The 19,699-nt window shown below is 66.2% G+C and carries 19 protein-coding genes and 1 pseudogene; 8 read left to right on the top strand and 12 right to left on the bottom strand.

What is annotated here, in order from left to right; translation table 11 throughout:
- Window positions 1–29: 29 nt before the first annotated feature.
- The 8 genes and pseudogenes from K2X73_RS06325 to K2X73_RS06290 all read right to left on the bottom strand — a co-directional run bounded on the left by K2X73_RS06325 (window position 30) and on the right by K2X73_RS06290 (window position 9,098).
- Window positions 30–840, bottom strand: a pseudogene (locus tag K2X73_RS06325) (nucleotidyl transferase AbiEii/AbiGii toxin family protein).
- Between the two features lie 136 nt (window positions 841–976).
- Complete coding sequence (locus K2X73_RS06320; RefSeq protein WP_294109297.1) at window positions 977–1,585, bottom strand: DUF6088 family protein; 609 nt, start codon at window positions 1,583–1,585, stop codon at window positions 977–979.
- Window positions 1,586–1,758: 173 nt separating this feature from the next.
- Complete coding sequence (locus K2X73_RS06315) at window positions 1,759–2,403, bottom strand: type IV toxin-antitoxin system AbiEi family antitoxin domain-containing protein (protein WP_294109296.1); 645 nt, start codon at window positions 2,401–2,403, stop codon at window positions 1,759–1,761.
- 109 nt (window positions 2,404–2,512) lie between these two features.
- Entirely contained in the window at window positions 2,513–2,758 is a 246-nt protein-coding gene (locus K2X73_RS06310; protein ID WP_294109295.1) for a helix-turn-helix domain-containing protein, read from the bottom strand.
- A 619-nt stretch (window positions 2,759–3,377) separates the two neighbouring features.
- Complete coding sequence (locus K2X73_RS06305; protein ID WP_294109294.1) at window positions 3,378–4,874, bottom strand: oligosaccharide flippase family protein; 1,497 nt, start codon at window positions 4,872–4,874, stop codon at window positions 3,378–3,380.
- Window positions 4,871–7,624: a DNA polymerase I gene (gene polA / locus K2X73_RS06300; protein ID WP_294109293.1), complete on the bottom strand. Its 2,754-nt coding sequence runs from the start codon at window positions 7,622–7,624 to the stop codon at window positions 4,871–4,873. The genes K2X73_RS06305 and polA overlap by 4 nt, the downstream gene beginning before the upstream one ends.
- A gap of 200 nt (window positions 7,625–7,824) precedes the next feature.
- Window positions 7,825–8,535, bottom strand: a complete 711-nt coding sequence (locus tag K2X73_RS06295; protein ID WP_294109292.1) for an anti-sigma factor — start codon at window positions 8,533–8,535, stop codon at window positions 7,825–7,827.
- Complete coding sequence (locus K2X73_RS06290; protein ID WP_294109291.1) at window positions 8,532–9,098, bottom strand: sigma-70 family RNA polymerase sigma factor; 567 nt, start codon at window positions 9,096–9,098, stop codon at window positions 8,532–8,534. The genes K2X73_RS06295 and K2X73_RS06290 overlap by 4 nt, the downstream gene beginning before the upstream one ends.
- 134 nt (window positions 9,099–9,232) lie before the next feature.
- Between K2X73_RS06290 and rpiB the strand changes: the two genes are divergently transcribed.
- From rpiB to aguB, 4 genes are all read left to right on the top strand, one after another.
- Window positions 9,233–9,679, top strand: a complete 447-nt coding sequence (gene rpiB / locus K2X73_RS06285; protein ID WP_294109289.1) for a ribose 5-phosphate isomerase B — start codon at window positions 9,233–9,235, stop codon at window positions 9,677–9,679.
- On the top strand, window positions 9,676–10,989 hold the full coding sequence (glyA, locus tag K2X73_RS06280; RefSeq protein ID WP_294109288.1) for a serine hydroxymethyltransferase: 1,314 nt from the start codon (window positions 9,676–9,678) through the stop codon (window positions 10,987–10,989). Before rpiB ends, glyA begins: the two co-directional genes overlap by 4 nt.
- Entirely contained in the window at window positions 10,990–11,466 is a 477-nt protein-coding gene (gene nrdR / locus K2X73_RS06275; RefSeq protein ID WP_294109287.1) for a transcriptional regulator NrdR, read from the top strand.
- Between the two features lie 235 nt (window positions 11,467–11,701).
- Window positions 11,702–12,550: an N-carbamoylputrescine amidase gene (gene aguB / locus K2X73_RS06270; protein ID WP_294109286.1), complete on the top strand. Its 849-nt coding sequence runs from the start codon at window positions 11,702–11,704 to the stop codon at window positions 12,548–12,550.
- 76 nt (window positions 12,551–12,626) lie between these two features.
- On the opposite strand, the gene groL is transcribed toward aguB, so the two are convergent.
- Complete coding sequence (gene groL, locus K2X73_RS06265) at window positions 12,627–14,261, bottom strand: chaperonin GroEL (RefSeq protein ID WP_294109285.1); 1,635 nt, start codon at window positions 14,259–14,261, stop codon at window positions 12,627–12,629.
- Window positions 14,262–14,312: 51 nt separating this feature from the next.
- Complete coding sequence (groES, locus tag K2X73_RS06260; protein ID WP_294109284.1) at window positions 14,313–14,600, bottom strand: co-chaperone GroES; 288 nt, start codon at window positions 14,598–14,600, stop codon at window positions 14,313–14,315.
- 205 nt (window positions 14,601–14,805) lie between these two features.
- Between groES and K2X73_RS06255 the strand changes: the two genes are divergently transcribed.
- The 4 genes from K2X73_RS06255 to K2X73_RS06240 all read left to right on the top strand — a co-directional run bounded on the left by K2X73_RS06255 (window position 14,806) and on the right by K2X73_RS06240 (window position 18,498).
- Complete coding sequence (locus K2X73_RS06255) at window positions 14,806–15,372, top strand: Uma2 family endonuclease (protein WP_294109283.1); 567 nt, start codon at window positions 14,806–14,808, stop codon at window positions 15,370–15,372.
- Between the two features lie 84 nt (window positions 15,373–15,456).
- Window positions 15,457–17,328, top strand: coding sequence for a signal peptide peptidase SppA (gene sppA / locus K2X73_RS06250; RefSeq protein ID WP_294109281.1), 1,872 nt, complete (start codon window positions 15,457–15,459; stop codon window positions 17,326–17,328).
- On the top strand, window positions 17,325–17,888 hold the full coding sequence (locus K2X73_RS06245; RefSeq protein ID WP_294109280.1) for a GNAT family N-acetyltransferase: 564 nt from the start codon (window positions 17,325–17,327) through the stop codon (window positions 17,886–17,888). Before sppA ends, K2X73_RS06245 begins: the two co-directional genes overlap by 4 nt.
- A gap of 19 nt (window positions 17,889–17,907) precedes the next feature.
- Complete coding sequence (locus K2X73_RS06240) at window positions 17,908–18,498, top strand: NADPH-dependent FMN reductase (RefSeq protein ID WP_294109279.1); 591 nt, start codon at window positions 17,908–17,910, stop codon at window positions 18,496–18,498.
- On the opposite strand, the gene K2X73_RS06235 is transcribed toward K2X73_RS06240, so the two are convergent.
- Window positions 18,492–19,031 carry an AAA family ATPase gene (locus tag K2X73_RS06235; RefSeq protein ID WP_294109278.1) on the bottom strand — a complete coding sequence of 180 codons (540 nt, stop codon included), beginning with the start codon at window positions 19,029–19,031 and terminating at the stop codon, window positions 18,492–18,494. The genes K2X73_RS06240 and K2X73_RS06235 overlap by 7 nt on opposite strands.
- Entirely contained in the window at window positions 19,031–19,666 is a 636-nt protein-coding gene (locus K2X73_RS06230; protein ID WP_294109277.1) for a TRIC cation channel family protein, read from the bottom strand. The genes K2X73_RS06235 and K2X73_RS06230 overlap by 1 nt, the downstream gene beginning before the upstream one ends.
- Window positions 19,667–19,699 lie beyond the last annotated feature (33 nt).

Below are 19,699 nucleotides of genomic sequence, written 5' to 3'. Positions count from 1 at the left end.
GCTCACTCCCGATCAATCGGGAGGCTGAATCACATTCCCGCCGCCATAGAAACCCTGTTTATGGGTCCCGGACCTAGTAAGGCCGTTTCGTAGGATGCCTTGTTATCGGCAAACATGAGGCTCTTGTTGAGCACGACTCTCGCGGGCAATTCCGGCGCGACCAAAGCGATTGCATCCACCCCTTTCTTCGCCAGCATGGCGGTATCATAGTAGTGGCGGGACATCTCCGGCAGCAGCTTGGTGCCATGGTATAGCGCGTGCAGGATCGTCACTTTTTCCCAGAAGGTTCTGGCGACGGACAAGGTCGCCACTTCGACCTCGACGCTGGAGAACTCGGTCGGGAATTCCTGCGCGATGTACGGGACGATCGTTTTCGTTTCGGACGGCTCGGTTTCCCCGCGCGCCGAATTCAAGCTTGATGCGCGGCTTTATGTAGCCATACGGCCCGGTATCAAAGACTTCAGGGTTGAAGAGGCTTTCGGCGAAAAATCCGCGGAAGGCTCGCACGACCGGGTATTCGAACAGGATGGTTTGCGCATCTTGATCATCCGGATCGAGCGCAATGTCCCAGCCATCCTGTGTGCCCAGCGCTGTCGCAATCGCGTCGCGTAGCGAGGGCAGGATGACATCTCCCACATAGCTTTGTGACGCCGCCTTGAGCGCTTTCGTGCGCCGCATACGCTCCTTGCCACTGATGCCTTCATCCATCGGGGATAAGGTCTCGGCGAGGGAGGGGGCGGTGCGCGAAATGGTGAGATCGATGTCTTCGGAGAAGCGCTCGATGATGCCGTAAGCTTTCGAAAGTGAGGTCCCGCCCTTGAAGGTCAGAGTATCTGCCATGCCGGGGATCGACAGCAAGCGGCGCAAGGTCCAGCAGACCCAGAAATCCTTCTCGATGATGATCGGCGCTACGTCGCGGCGTGCAGCCGCCTCGCTGATGAATGCGAAACGATCATCGTCAGGCCGTAGGGCAAACTCATCCATGCCGCGCTGCGCTCATCTTGAAAACGGCATCACTCATCCAGCCTGGCATCTGTGCCTGCGCCTTTCTGAGCGCCTGCAAATCGCGGTCATCAATGCCCGCCGCGAGACGCTGAATGAGATCATCATCGACGTTCGCCTTGCCGGCATGGGCCAGCATTTGCAGCACAGCATTGGCGCGGGGAAAGGCGCTGTCGAGGATGGGCGCACGCGATCGCTTAAGCGCAATCGTCCGACCTGCGACCTTCTTGACGCGCGTTGGCCCGCTTGTCGCATAGCTTGCCTTTGCCGGGACCTGGGTGGAGAGCCCGAGGCGATTGGCCGCTTGCGCTCCTGATCGAACGAGCTTGTCGCCACCTTGAGTGGCCACTGCCTGCGCGATTGCATCGGCCTCGGGCGTCAGCGCGCCCAGACGGTCATGAAGTTTAGGATAGTCGTAAAGGCCTCGCCCGATCCGGCGGATATGGCCGGATTGCGTCAGACGCGTCAGCGCCATATCAACGGATGCGCGTGTGCCGAGGTCGAGGAAATCCTTGGGCGTAAAGGCCCAACCTCGCCCCTTCCCTCGTACACGCTTGATGATGCTGTCAGCAACGGCGGCCATTTGCCCAATCCTTTCTGTTAGAAAATAGCATCATTTTTTCTAACAAGCAAGTTAGGCTATATCGACCCCACCTGCCTATATATAAACATGAAAGCTGATCAAAATATTCAATGCTCCCTATCGCTTTCAGTTGATGCAACTCCGAAGCCATGGCGAAATGCGATCAGGTCCACTCACCTGTGAGCCCAAAAATGGCCAAGTCGGCCATTCTGCACCAGCGCCTCGAGATAGGGGCGCATGATCTTCCATGCTCCGCAGTCCTTCGCTGCCTGTGCAATCTCGGCAGGCGACGCCTTGCGCTGCTCGATCGCGCTGCGCAGACTTTCAATTGCCACGGAGCGATCAACAAGCCGTGCGTTTCGAAACGCGTCTGCCAGCGATTTGGCGACAGAGTAGATTGCCACCTCGACCCCGGCGATGGTGTAGTGCTCAATTCCATAGCCGAGATAGGGCTCGCGAAGGCGGACGATGCGCACCTTCGGATAATCGACCCTCGGGGCCCAGTCCTTGGCACCGATGGCCACCCAGACCTGGCGTGGCATCTGATCCGTGAGGTCGTGATAGGTCAGCGCCGACACCAGACAGATAACACCGTCAGGGATACGCTTGCTCACTTCGGCAAGGGCCATGTGTGCGCTGTCGCCGCCATCGGGGAGCTGATAAAGGCCCCGGCCTGCCCTGATGATTTCACCATCGCTTACCGCTCTGGCTAGCGTCGCTGCGGTCACCCCTTCCGCTTTGAGTTCGTATGCGCGCATCATGGTTCGCTGCGTGAGCAGCGCTACGGCCTTGTCCCTTTGGGTCTGCAGTTTGATCATTCTGATACTTTACATCGGACAAGATGAAATATTGTCCGAGGAAAAATATCATATGCACGCGGCCTGACGCAATGGGGCATCGAGGACGCAAAAGCTATATGGATTGGCCTTAGAAGACGTCCTCGATGGAAGGGCCACGCTCTCGCGGCCCGATCTTGATATCGAGATCGAGGCTCGCGATCACGCGGAGCAGCGTGCCGAGCTTTACTCCGACGCTGCCGTTCTCGATGGCTGATATGGTTTTCTGCTGCGTGCCGGAAATGTCGGCCAGCTCTGACTGGGTCATCCCCTGCCGCACACGCGTACTCTGGATGATTGCACCTAGCTGCCTCGGCAGCCTTACAAGCTGATCCATCACTGCCTCCGTTGGCCATTCTATACCCTCTAAGGTATAAACCCGCAGTATACCCTGTGGGGGATCAACCTGCCGCTTTAGACAGCTCTCCGACCGGGGGAGCATGGTCAGCAGTTCATGGCCGTAGGTGCCATGTCATGGCGCGATCAAATTGCGGGGACCCAAAGCCGGTACGTATTGCGACAAACAGTCACAAATAAATCGAACCAAAAAACTTGCATTGGAACGATACACCGTGCTACATGATGAATGTGCCTGAAACAGTGCTTAGAGACCCAAATCTTGTAAGCAATTCAGACTTGGGGGCATGACAAGTGGCATTTCAATCTTTGAAATGTGTAGATAGCAAATATATAAAATACTTGCTTTTTACTTGTTTGTCCTCTTCTGGGGCACCATTTCACCACAGTCCCTCGGCCGTGAAAGGCTGATTAGTCATGGGAATTTGGCGTCATCCGCCACCATGGGCGCCGGCGGCTCGAACATTGGGGGAGTCGCGAGGGTCTGCGGAAGCAGCCGTTCATCCCATATCTCCAGGAACTCTCGTGGTTCTCATACTACAGTGACGGCGACCCAGATTGAATCGGCCGCCGATTTGGAAGTCGCGTAGATCCAGACTCTAACGCGCGCCCGGCATCCGCTTGAACAGCGCCCTGTCCGCCGGACCGAAGGCGAAGCGCCAGATCACCAGCAAATAGCTCGCGGCGATCGCCGGCAGGCCGAAGACCAGTTCGGCCCATTCGAAGCGGTGTGGGAGCGAGGTGAACACAGTACCCACCGCGATCGCGACCAGGGCGGCCCCCGCGAGTTGCCAGCGCCACCCCGACACGCGCGCGCCCAGCAACCGGGCGAGCAGATGCGACTTGATGAGCGAAGTGAGCGCCAGCGACAGCATCAACGCGAGCGCCGGCCCTGCCGCCTGATAATCGGGCGGATAATCAAGCGCCCGCATTGCATAGATTAGCACGAAGCTCAGGCCGATCTGCACGCCCAGCATCGTCGCCGAGATCAGCAGATTGCGGTGCCGCGCGACATAAACCAGCGCGGATTCGCTCACCGAAGCGGTCGCCGCCAGCACTTCTGCGATCAACAGGAACGCCAGCGCGGCGGTGCCCGAGACGAATTGCGGACCCACCGTGCCCATCACCGCCTCGCCCGGGATGCAGCCCATCAGCGCGAGGCACCCCTGCGCCGCCATGATCCAGAACCCCACTTGGCGTACCTGGCTGGCGACGGCGGCCCGGTCGCCCACCGCAAGGCTCTGGGTAATCACCGGGCCAAGGATCGGATCGAAGCTCGTCTTCAGTCGTCCAGGGAGCGAGGCGATCTGCTGTGCGACGTAATAAACGCCCACGATGGAGGGCGCGAACAGCTGCCCCAGGATGAAGCGATCGACGTTGCGCGTCGCCCATTCGATCGCGTCGGCGCCGGCGAGGGGCACGTTGCGCCAGGCGAGCGCGGTGATCGTCGCGAGCCGGGGTGTCCAGCCGCGCGGCAGGCCATAGCTGCGCACGAACGGCACCATCGAGGCGACCACCGCCGCGAGCATCGAGAGCATATAGCTCAGCTCCAGCCCGTCATGCCGGGCGATCGGCCACAGCACCACCGCCGCGATCGAAATGGTCCAGGGCTCGATGATCGCCCGCGCCGTCACCGTCGCGCGCAGGTTGCGGCGATAGGCGAGCGCGGCGAGGCTCACGTCCGACCAGGCGATGGCGAACACGATGCCGGGCAGGAAGCGCGCGACGCCGTGTGGCGGCTCGCTGGGGTACATGATGTGCGGGAAAGCGAAGAGCAAGGCGCTCGCCGCGACCGAGGCGAGCAGCGCCACCACCAGCGCATCCCAGGCGACATGCGCGTGGGGCCGCTCGGCCTCGCTAAGCGCCTGGGCGAGGCCGCGCTTCATGCCGAGCGTCGCGAGCAGCGCGGCGAGTTCCACCACCACCACCGCAAGCGCGAACCGCCCGACGGTCTCCGCGCCATAAAGCCGCCCCGCCACGAACAGGAACGGCACGCGCGCGAGCAAGCGCAGGATGAAGCCGAGCACATTGGTCCGCCCGCCCTTGGCGAGCGTCGCAATGTCGTCCGGTGGTGTCGCCCCCTTCGCGTCGCTCAATGCGCGGCGCCCCAGCTCGGGCCGACCCCGATCTCCACGCCCAGCGGCACGCTCAGCACCACCGCCGGTTCGGCGGCGGTAGCCATCACCCGCTCGATCACCGGCTTGGCGGCGTCGACCAGCGCTTCGGGCACCTCGAACACCAGTTCGTCATGCACTTGGAGCAGCATCTTCACGTCGTGCAGCCCTTCGGCTGCCAAAACCGGCCCCATGCGCACCATCGCGCGCTTGATGATGTCGGCGCTGGTCCCCTGGATCGGTGCGTTGATCGCGGCGCGTTCGGACCCCTGGCGCTCGGCTTGGTTCTTCGATTGCAGCCGGGGGAAATGCGTCTTCCGGCCGAACAGCGTCTCGGTGTAGCCGGTTTCCTTGGCCCGGCTGATCGTCTCGGCGATGTAGCGGTTGATGCCGGGGAAACGCTCGAAATAGCGATCGATCATCGCCTGCGCCTCGTCCGGCGTCACGTCGAGCCGGCCGGCCAGGCCCCAGCGCGAAATACCGTAGAGGATCGCGAAGTTGATCGTCTTCGCGCGGCCGCGCGTGTCGCGATTCACCTCGCCGAACAGTTCCTGCGCGGTCATCGAATGGATGTCCGCCCCGCTCGCGAACGCCTCGCGCAGCGCCGGTACGTCGGCCATGTGCGCCGCCAGGCGCAGCTCGATCTGCGAATAGTCGGCGGCGAGCAGCACATGGCCGGGTTCGGCCACGAACGCATCGCGGATCTGGCGGCCGATCTCGGTGCGGATCGGAATGTTCTGCAGATTCGGGTCGTTCGATGAGAGGCGCCCGGTCTGCGCGCCGGTGAGGCCGTAGCTCGTATGCACGCGCCCGGTCGCGGGGTTGATTTCGGCCTGGAGCGCATCGGTATAGGTGCTTTTGAGCTTGGTCAGCTGGCGCCAGTCGAGCACTTTCGCGGCGAGTTCTGCGCCGGCCGTGCCCTTGGCGGCGGCGATCCGCTCCAGCTCGCTCGCGTCGGTCGAATAGACGCCCGACTTGCCCTTGCGCCCGCCCTTCAGACCCATCCGCTCGAACAGCACATCGCCCAATTGCTTGGGGCTGCCGATGGTGAAGGGGCCGCCCGCGACCGCGTGGATTTCGGTTTCGAGCCGTGCGATCTGGCCCGAAAATTCCGCCGACAGCTCGGCGAGCCGCTTGGCGTCGACCTTGATCCCGTGCCGCTCCATCTGGGCGATCACCGGGGGGAGCGGGCGATCGACCATCTCATACACCCGCGTCGCGCCTTCGGCGGGCAGGCGCGGCTTGAAGCGGCGCCAGAGCCGGAGCGTCACGTCCGCATCCTCGGCTGCGTACCGGGTGGCGCTCTTCAGGTCGATCTCGCCGAAGCCGCGCTGGCTTTTGCCGGTGCCGACCACGTCCTTGTAAGCGATGCACTGGTGCGAGAGGTGCGCCAGCGCCAGCTCGTCCATGCCGTGGCCGTGGAGCCCGGCGTCGAGCGCGAAGCTCATCAGGATCGTGTCGTCATGCGGCGCCACGTCGATGCCGCAGCGGCCGAGCACGACCATGTCATATTTCAGATTATGCCCGATCTTGAGGACGCTTTCGTCCTCGAGCAGTGGCTTCAGCTTGGCGAGCGCCACGTCGCGATCGAGCTGAGGCCATTCCTCGGCGAACATGTCCTTCGCGCCGTGGCCGACGGGGATGTAGCATGCCTTGTTGGGCGCGAGCGCGAGGCTGACCCCCACCAGCTCGGCGCGCGCGGCGTTGAGCCCGGTCGTCTCGGTATCGACCGCGACATAGCCTTGCGCCCGCGCCGCCGCGATCCAGGCGTCGAGCGCTTCCTCGGTGACGACGGTTTCATAACCGTCATGGTCGCAGGGCGGATCGTCCTCGGCCGCGACCGAGGTGGGCGAAGCGACCGGCGGATCGGCGACCGCGCCCAGCTTCGCCAGCAGCGACTTGAAGCCGTGATGCTCCAGGAAGGCGCGCAGCGGCGGCTCGGGAATGCCCTGAAGCTCGAGCGCGTCGAGCGGCTCGGCGAGCGGGGCGTCGCTCTTCAGTGTCACCAGCACGCGGGAGAGGCGCGCCATTTCGGCATGGTCGATCAGATTGTCGCGCAGCTTCCCCGGCTTCATCGCGGGCGCAGCGGCGAGCACGCTTTCCAGGTCGCCATGCTCCAGGATCAGCTTCGCGGCGGTCTTGGGCCCGACCCCGGGGACGCCGGGCACATTGTCGACACTGTCGCCCATCAGCGCGAGCACATCGCCCAGCTTGTCCGGGCCGACACCGAACTTCTCCACCACTTCCGGCGCGTTCAGGCGGCGGTTGTTCATCGTGTCGTACAGGTCGAGCCCGGGCTCGATCAGCTGCATCAGATCCTTGTCGGACGAGACGATCGTCACCGACCAGCCTTGGGCCAGCGCGGCCTTGGCGTAGCTGGCGATGATGTCGTCCGCCTCCAGCCCCTCCTCCTCGATGCAGGGGAGCGAGAAGGCGCGGGTCGCGTCGCGGATCATCGGGAATTGCGGGACGAGATCCTCGGGCGGCGGCGGGCGGTGCGCCTTATAGTCGTCGTAAAGGTCGTTGCGGAACGAATGGCTGCCTTTGTCGAGCACCACCGCCATATGCGTTGGCCCCTCCGCCTTGTGGAGCTCATCGGCGAGCTTCCACAACATCGTCGTATAGCCATAGACCGCACCGACCGGCTCGCCATGCTTGTTCGTCAGCGGTGGCAGGCGGTGATAGGCGCGGAAGATATAGCCGGAACCGTCGACCAGATAGAGATGGGGCATTGCCGGGCGATAGCAGCGGGGGCGCGTGCGACAAAGCGCTTTGGTGTAACGGGGGTTTCGCGGGGGTTCTGAGTTCGGCCGTTGCGCGCCGCCTCGACCCACCCCCAGCCCCTCCCTTTCAGGTAGGGGAGCAGGTTGGGCGGATTTCAGCCCCTCCCTGGAAGGGAGGGGTTGGGGTGGGTCGAAGTGGAGCGCTCGCGCTAGATCTTGGCGAGCGCGCCCGCGCCGATCGCCGGGCCGTGCGGCTTGCCGTCGGGCGAGCCGCCGCGCGCTTCGGCGGTGATAACTAATTGTGATCCCGCGACAAATCGACGCTTGTGCAGCCGCGCGATCGTCACGTCATTGGGTCCGGCGCCGATCACGCCGAGCGACACCGGCAGCTTGTCGGCGGCGATCACCCAGAGCTCGGGGCTGTGGCCGGCATCGGTGGGGACGGTGCCGGCGACGCGGAGCAGGTCGCGCCCGGGCTCGTAAACCGCGGCGACCGCAGGCGCTTCGCCGTCGGTGGAGACGATCGCGGCGGCGAGGATCGGCAGCGGCGCGGGGGCCTGGGCGATGACCACCGGCGCCGGCGCGGGGCGCAGCACCAGGACCCCGGCGAGCGTCGCCGCGACCAGCGTCGCGGCCCCTGCCAGCCACTGCCAGCCCCGCCAAATCCCCGCCGGCGCAGCCCCGCGACCGTCCAGCGCCGCCTCGACGCGCTCCAGGACCGTCTCGGGCGCTGCCCGGCCGGGTAGCGCCGGCAGCAGCAGCGCGAAATGCGCGCGCCAGGCATCGACCTCGGCGGCGAAGCCCGGTTCGGCGAGCAGCCGGCGCAAAGCCGCCGCGCGCTCCGGCCCTTCGAGCAGGCCGAGCGCGAGTTCGGCCGCCTGGGTGGCACCATCGTCGGGAAGCTCGTCGGGCGCGCTCATTGCTCAACGCACTCCTTCAGCCGGATCAGCCCGCGGCGGACCCAGCTTTTCATCGTCCCCAATGGCACCGCGCGCGCCTCGGCGAGTTCGGCATAGGTCAGCCCGTCGAAGAACGCGGTGCGGATCGCGTCGCGCGCGCGCTCCTCGAGCGCGTCGAGGCACAGGTGCAGCCGGCGCTCGGCCTCGTCGGCGAGCAAGCCCGCCTCCGCACCGGGGCGATCATCGGGGATCGGCGCCGCCTCGTCGATCGCCGAGAACACGCGCTTGCCCTGCGCGCGGCGCCAGTCGATCGCGCGGTTGCGGGCGATCGTCGCCAGCCAGGTGATCGGACTCGCCCGGTGCGACTCATAGGCGCCGGCGCGTTTCCAGATCGTCAGATACACATCCTGCAACACATCCTCGGCCCCTTGGCGCTCGCCACAGATACGAAAGACGATACCAAAAAGTTTTGCGCTGGTGAGACGGTACAGTTCCGACAGAGCCGCGCGCTCCTCCTGGCCACAGCGCCAGAGCAATTCGACCAGCCGCGCCCGGGCGGCATTCGCGTCTTGGGGCTCGCTCACGGCCGCTGTCGGTAACCGCTATCGCGCCGCGCGCAAGCGATTTTCTGCGCCCGCCTTCGACCGAGCGCGCGCCGGGGTGGCGCCGCGCCCGGGGCTCGGTTAAAGGGGCGGCTTCCTCGCACAGGTGCTCGTGGATGCAGCTCGCCATCGCCTCCGATCATGCCGGTTATCCGCTGAAGGCGGCGCTCGTCCCGTGGCTGGAGGCCGCCGGGCATGACGTGCTCGACCTGGGGACGAACGGCACGGCGAGCGTCGACTACCCCGATTTCGGCCGCGCCCTGGCCGAAGCGGTCGCGAGCGGGCGCGCCGAACGCGGCATCGCGGTGTGCGGCAGCGGCATCGGCATCTCGATCGCGGTCAACCGCCATCCCGCCTTGCGCTGCGCCCGGGTCGACGATCCCTTGAGCGCCACGCTCGCCCGCCAGCATAACGACGCCAACGCGGTCGCGTTCGGCGCGCGCCTGATCGGCGAGGAGATGGCGCGCGCCATCCTCACCGCTTTCCTCTCGGCCGAGTTCGAAGGCGGCCGCCACCAACACCGCGTCGACAAGCTCGGCGCGCCGCAGGAGACCCTGGCATGACCGCGACCGCCATGAACGACAGCCACGATCCGATGCACGGCTTCTGGCACGACAGCCTCGCCGAGGCCGACCCCGAGATCGCCCAGGCGGTCAGCAACGAACTCGCCCGCCAGCGCGACAAGATCGAGCTGATCGCGAGCGAGAACATCGCCAGCCGCGCGGTGCTGGAGGCCGCCGGTTCGGTGTTCACCAACAAATATGCCGAAGGCTATCCCGGCAAGCGCTATTATGGCGGCTGCGACTATGCCGATGTCGTCGAGACGCTGGCGATCGAGCGCGCCAAGCAATTGTTCGGCTGCAACTTCGCGAATGTGCAGCCCAATTCGGGCAGCCAGATGAACCAGGCGGTGTTCCTGGCGCTGCTCAATCCGGGCGACGCCTTCATGGGGCTCGATCTCAATTCGGGCGGGCACCTCACCCATGGTTCGCCGGTCAACATGAGCGGCAAATGGTTCAAGCCGATTCCCTATGGCGTGCGGCGCGAGGACCATCTGATCGACATGGCCGAGGTGGAGCGGCTGGCGCACGAACACCGCCCCAAGCTGATCATCGCCGGCGGCACCGCCTATTCGCGCCACTGGGATTTCGCCGCCTTCCGCGCGATCGCGGACGCGGTGGGCGCCTATCTGATGGTCGATATGTCGCACTTTTCGGGGCTGGTCGCGGGGGGCGCGCATCCCTCGCCCTTCCCGCACGCGCATGTCGTCACCTCGACCACGCACAAGTCGCTGCGCGGGCCGCGTTCGGGCATCATCCTGACCAATGACGAGGATCTGGCGAAGAAGTTCAATTCGGCGATCTTCCCCGGGCTGCAGGGCGGGCCGCTGATGCACATCGTCGCGGCGAAGGCGGTCGCCTTCCGCGAGGCGCTGCGCCCCGAATTCAAGCTCTACGCCCACCGCATCGTCGAAAACGCCCGCGCGCTGGCGGCGAGCCTGGTCGAAGCCGGGCTCGGCGTGGTTTCGGGCGGCACCGACAATCACCTCGTCCTGGTCGATCTCTCGGCCAAGGACGTGACCGGCAAGGCGGCCGAGAAGGCGCTCGATCGCGCCTGGCTCACCTGCAACAAGAACAGCGTGCCGTTCGACACGCGCTCGCCCTTCGTCACCTCCGGCATCCGCCTCGGCACCCCGGCGGGCACGACGCGCGGCTTCGGCCCCGCTGAGTTCCGCCAGGTCGGCCAGCTGATCGCGCAGGTGGTCGAGGGGCTCGCCCGCAATGGCGAGGCGGGCGATGGGCAGGTCGAGCAGCATGTCCGCGATGCAGTGGCGGCGCTCACCGCGCGCTTCCCCGTTTATCCGGGGATGTGAATGCGCTGCCCGTTCTGCGGCCATGAAGACAGCCAGGTAAAGGACAGCCGCTCGACCGAGGACGGCGCCGCGATCCGCCGGCGCCGCCAGTGCGAGGGGTGCGCGGCGCGCTTCACCACCTTCGAGCGCATCCAGCTGCGCGAGCTGGTGGTGGTGAAGAGCGGCGGCGCGGGGAGTGACGTGCGGCGCGAGCCGTTCGACCGCGACAAGCTGATGCGCTCGGTCTCGATCGCCTGCCGCAAGCGCCCGATCGACGCGGTGCGAATCGAGAAGCTGGTCTCGGGCATCCAGCGGCAGCTGGAGACGCTGGGGGACAGCGAAGTGCCGGCGAAGCGCATCGGCGAGATGGTGATGGAGGGGCTGAAGGGGCTCGATTCGGTCGCGTATATCCGGTTCGCGAGCGTCTATAAGGACTTCCGCGAGGCGCGCGATTTCGAGGAGTTCGCGGGGCATGTGAGTTCGGTGGCGAAGGGGTAGCGGCGCCCGGCTTCCACCCACCCCAACCCCTCCCTAGGAGGGAGGGGGTTTTCGCAGCTGATAGCCCCTCCCAGGAAGAGTTTCGGGTCGGTCATGCCCCCGGCATGACCTAAGCAGTCCGGGGGACTGCTTACCCGAAACTGGGTTGGGGTGGGTGGAAGCCCCGCGCAACACTGGTTTCCATCCACCTCCAACCGCCCTACATCGCGCCCGCCCCTTTTCCGGAGTCCCGGCCATGACCCAGATCACAGTCGCCGCGCTGCAGCTCGCCTTCAGCGCCGACACCGCCGCCAATATCGCCAAGGTCTCCGAAGCCGTGCGCGAAGCCGCGGCCCGCGGGGCGCAGGTGATCCTGCCGCCCGAACTCTTCGAGGGCGAATATTTCTGCCGGGTGGAGGATGAAGGCCTGTTCGCCACCGCGCGCCCCGTGGGCGAGCATCCGAGCGTGCTCGCGATGCAGGCGCTCGCCGCCGAGCTCGGCGTCCATATCCCGACGAGCTTCTTCGAGGCGGACGGGCCGCATCATTACAACTCGCTCGCGATGATCGGCCCCGATGGCGCGGTGCAGGGCGTCTATCGCAAGAGCCACATCCCCGATGGCCCGGGCTATGAGGAGAAATTCTATTTCCGCCCCGGCAATACCGGCTTCAAAGTGTGGCCCGGCCCGGGCGCGACCTTGGGCGTGGGGGTGTGCTGGGATCAATGGTATCCAGAGACCGCGCGCGCGATGATGCTGATGGGCGCGGAAGTGCTGTTCTACCCGACGGCAATCGGCAGCGAGCCGCATGATGACAGTCTCGATACCGCGCGGCTGTGGCGGAGGGCGATGGTCGGCCACGCGGTGTCGAACGTCGTGCCGGTGGTCGCCGCCAACCGCATCGGCGACGAGCATGGCCAGATTTTCTACGGCACCAGCTTCATCGCCGATGAGCGCGGCGACATCCTCGCCGAACTGGGGCGCGAGGAGGAAGGCGTGATCACCGCGACGCTCGATCTGGCGCGGGTGAAGCGCCACCGCGCCGCCTTCGGCTTCTTCCGTGATCGGCGGCCCGAGCTTTACGGGCGGCTCGTCCAGGATATTTGAGCGCCGCTTTCCCCGAACGAAAAAGGCCGGGAGCCAACGCCCCCGGCCTCTTCCTTAATCAGCCGTCGCGAGGGACTTAGAAGTCCATCCCGCCCATGCCGCCCGGCATCGCCGGCGCGGCCGGCTTGTCTTCGGGCAGTTCGGCGATCGTCGCTTCGGTGGTGATCAGCAGGCCGGCGACCGAAGCCGCGTTCTGCAGCGCGGTGCGCACCACCTTGGTCGGATCGATCACGCCGGCGACGACCAGATTCTCATACTGGTCGGTCGCGGCGTTAAAGCCGAACGAGGTGTCGGTCTGGTCGAGCAGCTTGCCCGAGACGACCGCGCCGTCATGGCCGGCGTTCGCCGCGATCTGGCGGACGAGCGCGGTCAGCGCGCGGCGGACGATGTCGATGCCGCGGGTCTGGTCCTCGTTCGCGCCGGTCAGGCCGTCGAGCGCCTTGGTCGCATAGAGCAGCGCGGTGCCGCCGCCGGGGACGATGCCCTCTTCGACCGCGGCGCGGGTCGCGTGCAGCGCGTCATCAACGCGGTCCTTGCGCTCCTTCACCTCGACTTCGGTCGCGCCGCCGACCTTGATCACCGCCACGCCGCCGGCGAGCTTCGCCAGACGCTCCTGGAGCTTCTCGCGGTCATAGTCGCTGGTGGTGATGTCGATCTGCTGGCGGATCTGCTCGGTGCGCGCCTTGATCGCGTCGGCATCGCCGGCACCATCGACGATCGTGGTGTTGTCCTTGTCGATCGTCACGCGCTTGGCCTGGCCGAGCATCCCGAGCGTCACGCTCTCGAGCTTGATGCCCAGGTCTTCGCTGATCATCTCGCCCTTGGTCAGGACGGCGATGTCTTCCAGCATCGCCTTGCGGCGATCGCCGAAGCCCGGCGCCTTGACCGCCGCGACCTTCAGGCCGCCGCGCAGCTTGTTGACGACGAGCGTCGCGAGCGCCTCACCTTCGATGTCCTCGGCGATGATCAGCAGCGGACGGCCCGACTGCACCACCGCTTCGAGGATCGGCAGCATCGACTGCAGGTTCGACAGCTTCTTCTCGTGGATCAGGATGTACGGATCGTTGAGTTCGACCTGCATCTTTTCCGGGTTGGTGATGAAATAGGGCGACAGATAGCCGCGATCGAACTGCATGCCTTCGACGACATCGAGTTCGAATTCGAGGCCCTTGGCCTCCTCGACGGTGATGACGCCTTCCTTGCCGACCTTTTCCATCGCCTCGGCGATCTTCTCGCCGACTTCACGGTCGCCATTGGCCGAGATGATGCCGACCTGGGCGATCTCGTTCGAGCCGGCGACCGCCTTCGAGCGAGCCTTCACGTCGTCGACCACCTTGGCGACGGCGAGATCGATGCCGCGCTTCAGGTCCATCGGGTTCATGCCGGCCGCGACCGACTTCATGCCCTCGCGCACGATCGCCTGGGCGAGCACGGTGGCGGTGGTGGTGCCGTCGCCGGCGGCGTCGTTGGTCTTCGAGGCGACCTCGCGGACCATCTGCGCGCCCATATTCTCGAACTTGTCCTTCAGTTCGATTTCCTTGGCGACGGTGACGCCGTCCTTGGTGATGCGCGGGGCGCCGAACGACTTGTCGATCACCACGTTGCGGCCCTTCGGCCCCAGGGTGACCTTCACCGCATCGGCGAGAATGTCGACGCCGCGCAGGATGCGCTCACGAGCGTCGCGCGAGAATTTTACGTCCTTGGCTGCCATGTGACTGCCCTTTCAGTAGCTGGTTGATACGAAAAAACGGAGGCGTGGCGGTTAGCCGACGATCCCGAGAATGTCCGATTCCTTCATGATCAGCAGGTCTTCCCCGTTGATCTTGACTTCGGTGCCCGACCACTTGCCGAACAGAATGCGGTCGCCCGCCTTCACGTCGAGCGGGGTGATAGTGCCGTCTTCGGCCTTGGCGCCATTGCCGGCGGCGACGACTTCGCCTTCCTGCGGCTTTTCCTTGGCGGTATCGGGAATGATGATACCGCCGGCGGTCTTTTCCTCGGCCTCGACGCGGCGAACGAGCACGCGATCGTGCAACGGACGAAAGTTCATGCGCTCCATCCTCTATGGGTTCAGGGTTGATGAGCTCTTAGCACTCACTTTGGGCGAGTGCTAACGCGGGCGATATGGCGTTACGTTCATCGCGCGTCAAGGTGGTAGGCGGCGATTGGCGGCAGGCCGTGAGACGAACGGAGAGTTTTGCCGCGTCGCCAGGCTGCGGCCTATCGTGGGCCGCCAGTCATGCTATTCTGCGCGGATGGCGACAGCGATTCCCCTGAGCCCGGCGTATCGGCGCATGACTGTCCGCGAGTTCCTTGACGCCGATTTCGGCGACGCAAAGGTCGAGCTGGTCGATGGCGTACCGTTGATGATGGCCGGCGGTTCCGCACAACATGCGCTCATCGCCGCCAATCTGATCTTTGCGCTCACCCCCAGGCTTCGGGGACGCGGATGCCGCGCGGTCGGTTCCGATCTCGCGCTGCAAACCCAAGAGCACTCCGTGCGCTTTCCCGATGTAAGCGTTTATTGCCCGTCCAGCCCCATCGATCCAAAAGCGCGCTTGCTCGGCGATCCCATCGTGCTGTTCGAAGTACTTTCGCCGTCCACCGCGACGCTCGATCAACATGACAAGCTCGCGGAATATCGCGGATGCTCCGGAATCAAGGCCATCATCTTCGTTGATCCCGAACGCCAGCGCTGCCGCCTGGTCGAGCGCACCGGCCCGGAGGCGTGGCGCGATGCCTGGCTGCCCGAAGGTGCCGACGTGTCGATCGCCGCGCTCGAGCTCTCCATTCCGCACGCCGAAATCTTCGCGCTCGATTGAGCTGCGTATTGGTTAACTAATACGGCCGCTTGCCTCGCGGGCGCGGCTGGTCTAGCGCTCGGCCAGTCATACGGGGAGCCTGCCGTGAAGCTGTTGCGTGGCGCGTGGAAGCTGCTGGTCGGCATCAAGGACGCCTTGGTGCTGATCGCGATGCTGTTGTTCTTCGGCGGGCTGTTCACCGCGCTCGCCTTCCGGCCCAATCCGGCGGCGATCAAGGACGGCGCGCTGGTGATCGCGCTCGACGGGCCGATCGTCGAACAGCCGGCGGGGCCGCAATTCGATTTCGGCGGCGGCGGCGAGCCCGCCGAGCTGCGCCTGCGCGACGTGGTGCGCGCGATCCGCGCCGCCAAGGACGACGCCCATGTGAAGGCGCTGGTGCTCGATTTCGATTCGTTCGGCGGCGGCCTGCCGGCGGCGCTGAACGAAGTCGGCGCGGCGGTGGAAAGCGTGCGCAAGAGCGGCAAGCCCGTGCTCGCCTATGCCACCGCCTATAGCGATGCGAGCTACCGGATCGCGTCGCACGCCAGCGAAATCTGGATGCACCCGATGGGCGGCGCGCTGTTCACCGGCCCCGGCGGATCGCAGCTTTACTATAAGGGACTGCTCGACAAGCTGGGGGTGAACGTCCACGTCTACCGCGTCGGCAAGTTCAAGTCGTTCATCGAACCCTTCACCCGCAGCGACCAGTCGCCCGAGGCGCGTGAGAACAGCGTCGCGCTCTACACCGCGATTGGCAATGACTGGCGCCAGCAGGTCGGCCAGGCGCGGCCCAAGGCGCAGGCGGCGGCGTTCCTCGATCAGGCCACCCAGCGCGTGCTCGCGGCGGGCGGCGACATCGCCCAGGCCAACAAGGCGGCGGGGCTGATCGACAAGCTTGGCGACCGGATGGCGTTCAACGCGCGCGTCGCCGAGATCGCCGGGGCGGCGCCCGCCGGCAAGGGCGTGTTCAAGCGCATCCGCTACAAGGATTTTCTCGCCGCCCACCCGCTGCCGACCGGCGGCGACGCGATCGGGGTGCTGACGGTCGCGGGAGACATTATCGACGGCAAGGCCGATGCCGGCACCGCCGGCGGCGACACCATCGCCCGGCTGCTGAACGACGGGATCGAGACCAAGAAGCTGAAAGCGCTGGTGGTGCGGGTCGATTCGCCCGGCGGCTCGGCGCTCGCCTCCGAAGTGATCCGCCAGGCGATCCTACGCGCCAAGGCCAAGGGGCTGCCGGTGGTAGTCTCGATGGGCGGGGTCGCGGCCTCGGGCGGCTATTGGGTGTCGACCGCCGGCGACACCATCTTCGCCGAGCCGAGCACGATCACCGGCTCGATCGGCATTTTCGGCGTGGTGCCGAGCTTCGAGAACAGCCTCGCCAAGCTGGGCATCGCGACCGACGGGGTGAAGACCACCCCGCTCTCCGGCCAGCCCGACATCGCCGGCGGCTTCTCGCCCGAAGTCGACCAGCTGTTCCAGGCGGGCATCGAGCATGGCTATCGCCAGTTCCTCGAGCGTGTCGCCCAGGCGCGCCGCAAGTCGGTGCAGCAGGTCGACGAGATCGCGCAAGGGCGGGTGTGGGACGGCGGCACCGCGCGCCAGATCGGCCTGGTCGATCGCTTCGGCGGGATCGACGACGCGATCGCGGAAGCCGCGCGGCGGGCGAAGCTCGATCCGGCCAACGTCCATGCCGAATATCTGGAGAAGAAGCCCGATTGGTGGGCCGAATTCTTCAATAGTTTCGCGCGCAAGAATGATGAAGATGAGGCGAATGCGAGCGGCGACGCCTATGCCCAGATCGCGGCGCAGCGCCGGGCGGTGTTCGCGCGCGCGGTGGGCGATGCCCGCCGGCTGGCGACGGGGGCGGCGGTGCAGGCGCGCTGCCTGGAATGCGCGGGGCTCGCCCCCGCGCGGCTGGATGCGGAGGACCGGAAGCTGATCACCCTGCTCTTCGCCAAGCTCGCGCGATGATCGTCATCCGCCCGGCGACCGAGGCCGACGCCGCCGCCATCGCCGCGATCTACGCCCCGTTCGTGCTCGGCGGCACGGTGTCGTTCGAAACCGAGGCGCCGACCGCCGACAGCATGTGCCGGCGGATGCACGCCTGGCGCGGCTATTATCCCTGGCTGGTCGCGACCACCGGCGAGGATGAGGGCGGCGGCGTGCTCGGCTATGCCTATGCCGGCCAGTGGCGCGACCGGCCGGCCTATCGCTATGTCGTCGAAACCTCGATCTATACCGCCGGCCCGCTGCAGCGCGGCGGCGCCGGGCGGCTGCTGTACGAGGCGCTGATCGACACCTTGCGCGCGCAAGGCTTCACCCAGGCGATCGCGGTGCTCTCGCTGCCCAATGAGGGCGCGATCCAGCTGCACGAATCGGTCGGCTTCCGCCGCACCGGCATGTACCGCGAAATCGGCTATAAGCAGGGCCAGTGGCTCGACATCGGCTTTTGGCAATGCACGCTGAATGCCTCCGTGGTGCCGCCCGTGGAACCCAAGCCGTTCAGTGAGGTGGGGGTCGTCCGCGCCTGATACGCCAAAGGAGCAAAAGATGCCGCGTTCGATCCTGGTCTTCTACGGCTCCTACCGGCGCGATCGCCAGGGCATCCGCCTCGCCGACTATATCGTCCACGGGCTGCGCGCGCGCGGCGACACCGCCGAACTGATCGACGCCAAGGCGGTCGGGCTGCCGATCCTCGACCGGATGCACAAGGAATATGCCCCCGGCGAGGCGCCCGAGGCGATGGCCGCGCTCGCCGCCAAGATCCGCGCGGCGGACGGCTTCGTGTTCGTGACCGGCGAGTATAATTGGGGCATCCCGCCGGGGCTGAAGAACCTGACCGACCATTATCTGGAGGAATGGTTCTGGCGCCCCGCCGCGATCGCCAGCTATTCCGGCGGGCGCTATGCGGGCGTGCGCGGGATGATCGCGCTGCATCCGGTGCTTTCCGAAATGGGGATGGTGGTGATCTCCAGCACGCTCGCGGTGGGCATGATCGGGCAGGCGCTGAGCGAGGACGGCGTGCCGCAGGGCGATGGCGGCGCCGCGCTGGAGGCGAGCTTCCCGCGCTTCGCCGACGATCTGATGTGGTGGGTGGACGCGGCGAAGGCGCAGCGCGCCAAGGTGGCGCCGCCCTATTGAACCTCTCGTCCGGCCAGCGTCGCCAGCACGAAGGCGACGCGCTCCGCGACCGGCCGCTTGGGCAGCAGGACGATCTCGAACCCCAACCGGGTGTAGCAGGCGCGCAACCGCTCATATTCGGCGGTCGCGGCGGCGAGATCGTGCGGGCGATCCGCGTCGGTGCGGTAGATTTCGGGCCAGGGCGGGGCAAGGAACAGCCGACGGTGGAAGGGGTATGCGTCGGCGAGCGCGGGCGCGGTATCGGCGCCGGTCAGCGCGTCCCAGCCGCACGCCGCGTCGATCAGCCCGCGATCGAAGAACACGCGGCGATCGGTGGGCGCGGCGGCGAGATCGGCTTGCGCCATCACGATCGCGGCTTGCAGGAACTTAGGCAGATCGACCCAAGGCAGCGCGCCTTCGCGCCCTTCACTCGCTCGGTGCGCGGCGATCAGGCGGCGACCCGGCTCGCGCACCACAGTCTCGCCGCGCGCCGCCAGCGCCTCGAGCAGAGTCGATTTGCCGGCGCCCGAACAGCCCGACACGATCACCCACATCAACCGCGCGCCCCATAAGCCGGCAGCGCCAGCCGCCAATGGATCGCCGCCGCGCGCAGGCCAAAGCCCGCGAGCGCCGCCGTCCCCGCCGCCACCGCGATCGGCAGCCCCAGCGCCAGCAGCAGCACGTGCAAGCCAGCGGCGAGCGCGGCGGCGGTGACGTACAGCTCGGGCCGCATCAGGATCGAGGGTTCGCCCGCCAGCACGTCGCGGATGATGCCGCCGACGCTCGCGGTGATCACTCCCATCACCACCGAGGGCACGGCGGGCACCCCGAACGACAGCGCCTTCTGCGCGCCGTAAACCGCGTAAGCCGCAAGCCCCAGCGCATCGAACCAGACCAGCGCCGTCGCCGACCACCAGCGCACCGGCGTCAGATAGATCACGAAGGCGACCGCGAGGCACACCGCGGCGGCGCGCGAATCCTGCACCCAGAAGACCGGCGCGCCGATCAGCAGATCGCGCAGCGTGCCGCCGCCCACCCCGGTGATCAGCGCGAAGAAGCACAAAGTAACGATGGTCTGCCCGCGCTCGGCGGCGCGCAAGGCACCCGAAGCGGCGAACACCCCCAGCCCCAGCAGATCGAGCAGCGGCCCGACGGTCTGGGTGAAGGCGGCGAGCGGCGCGGGGAGCATGGCCGCTCTTGTGCCGCCCGGGCCGGTCGAAGT

The sequence above is a fragment of the Sphingomonas sp. genome, from assembly GCF_019746665.1.
Lineage (GTDB): Bacteria > Pseudomonadota > Alphaproteobacteria > Sphingomonadales > Sphingomonadaceae > Sphingomonas.
Note: the sequence above shows the minus strand (reverse complement) of the source record. Positions and strands in the feature narration are given on the sequence as shown.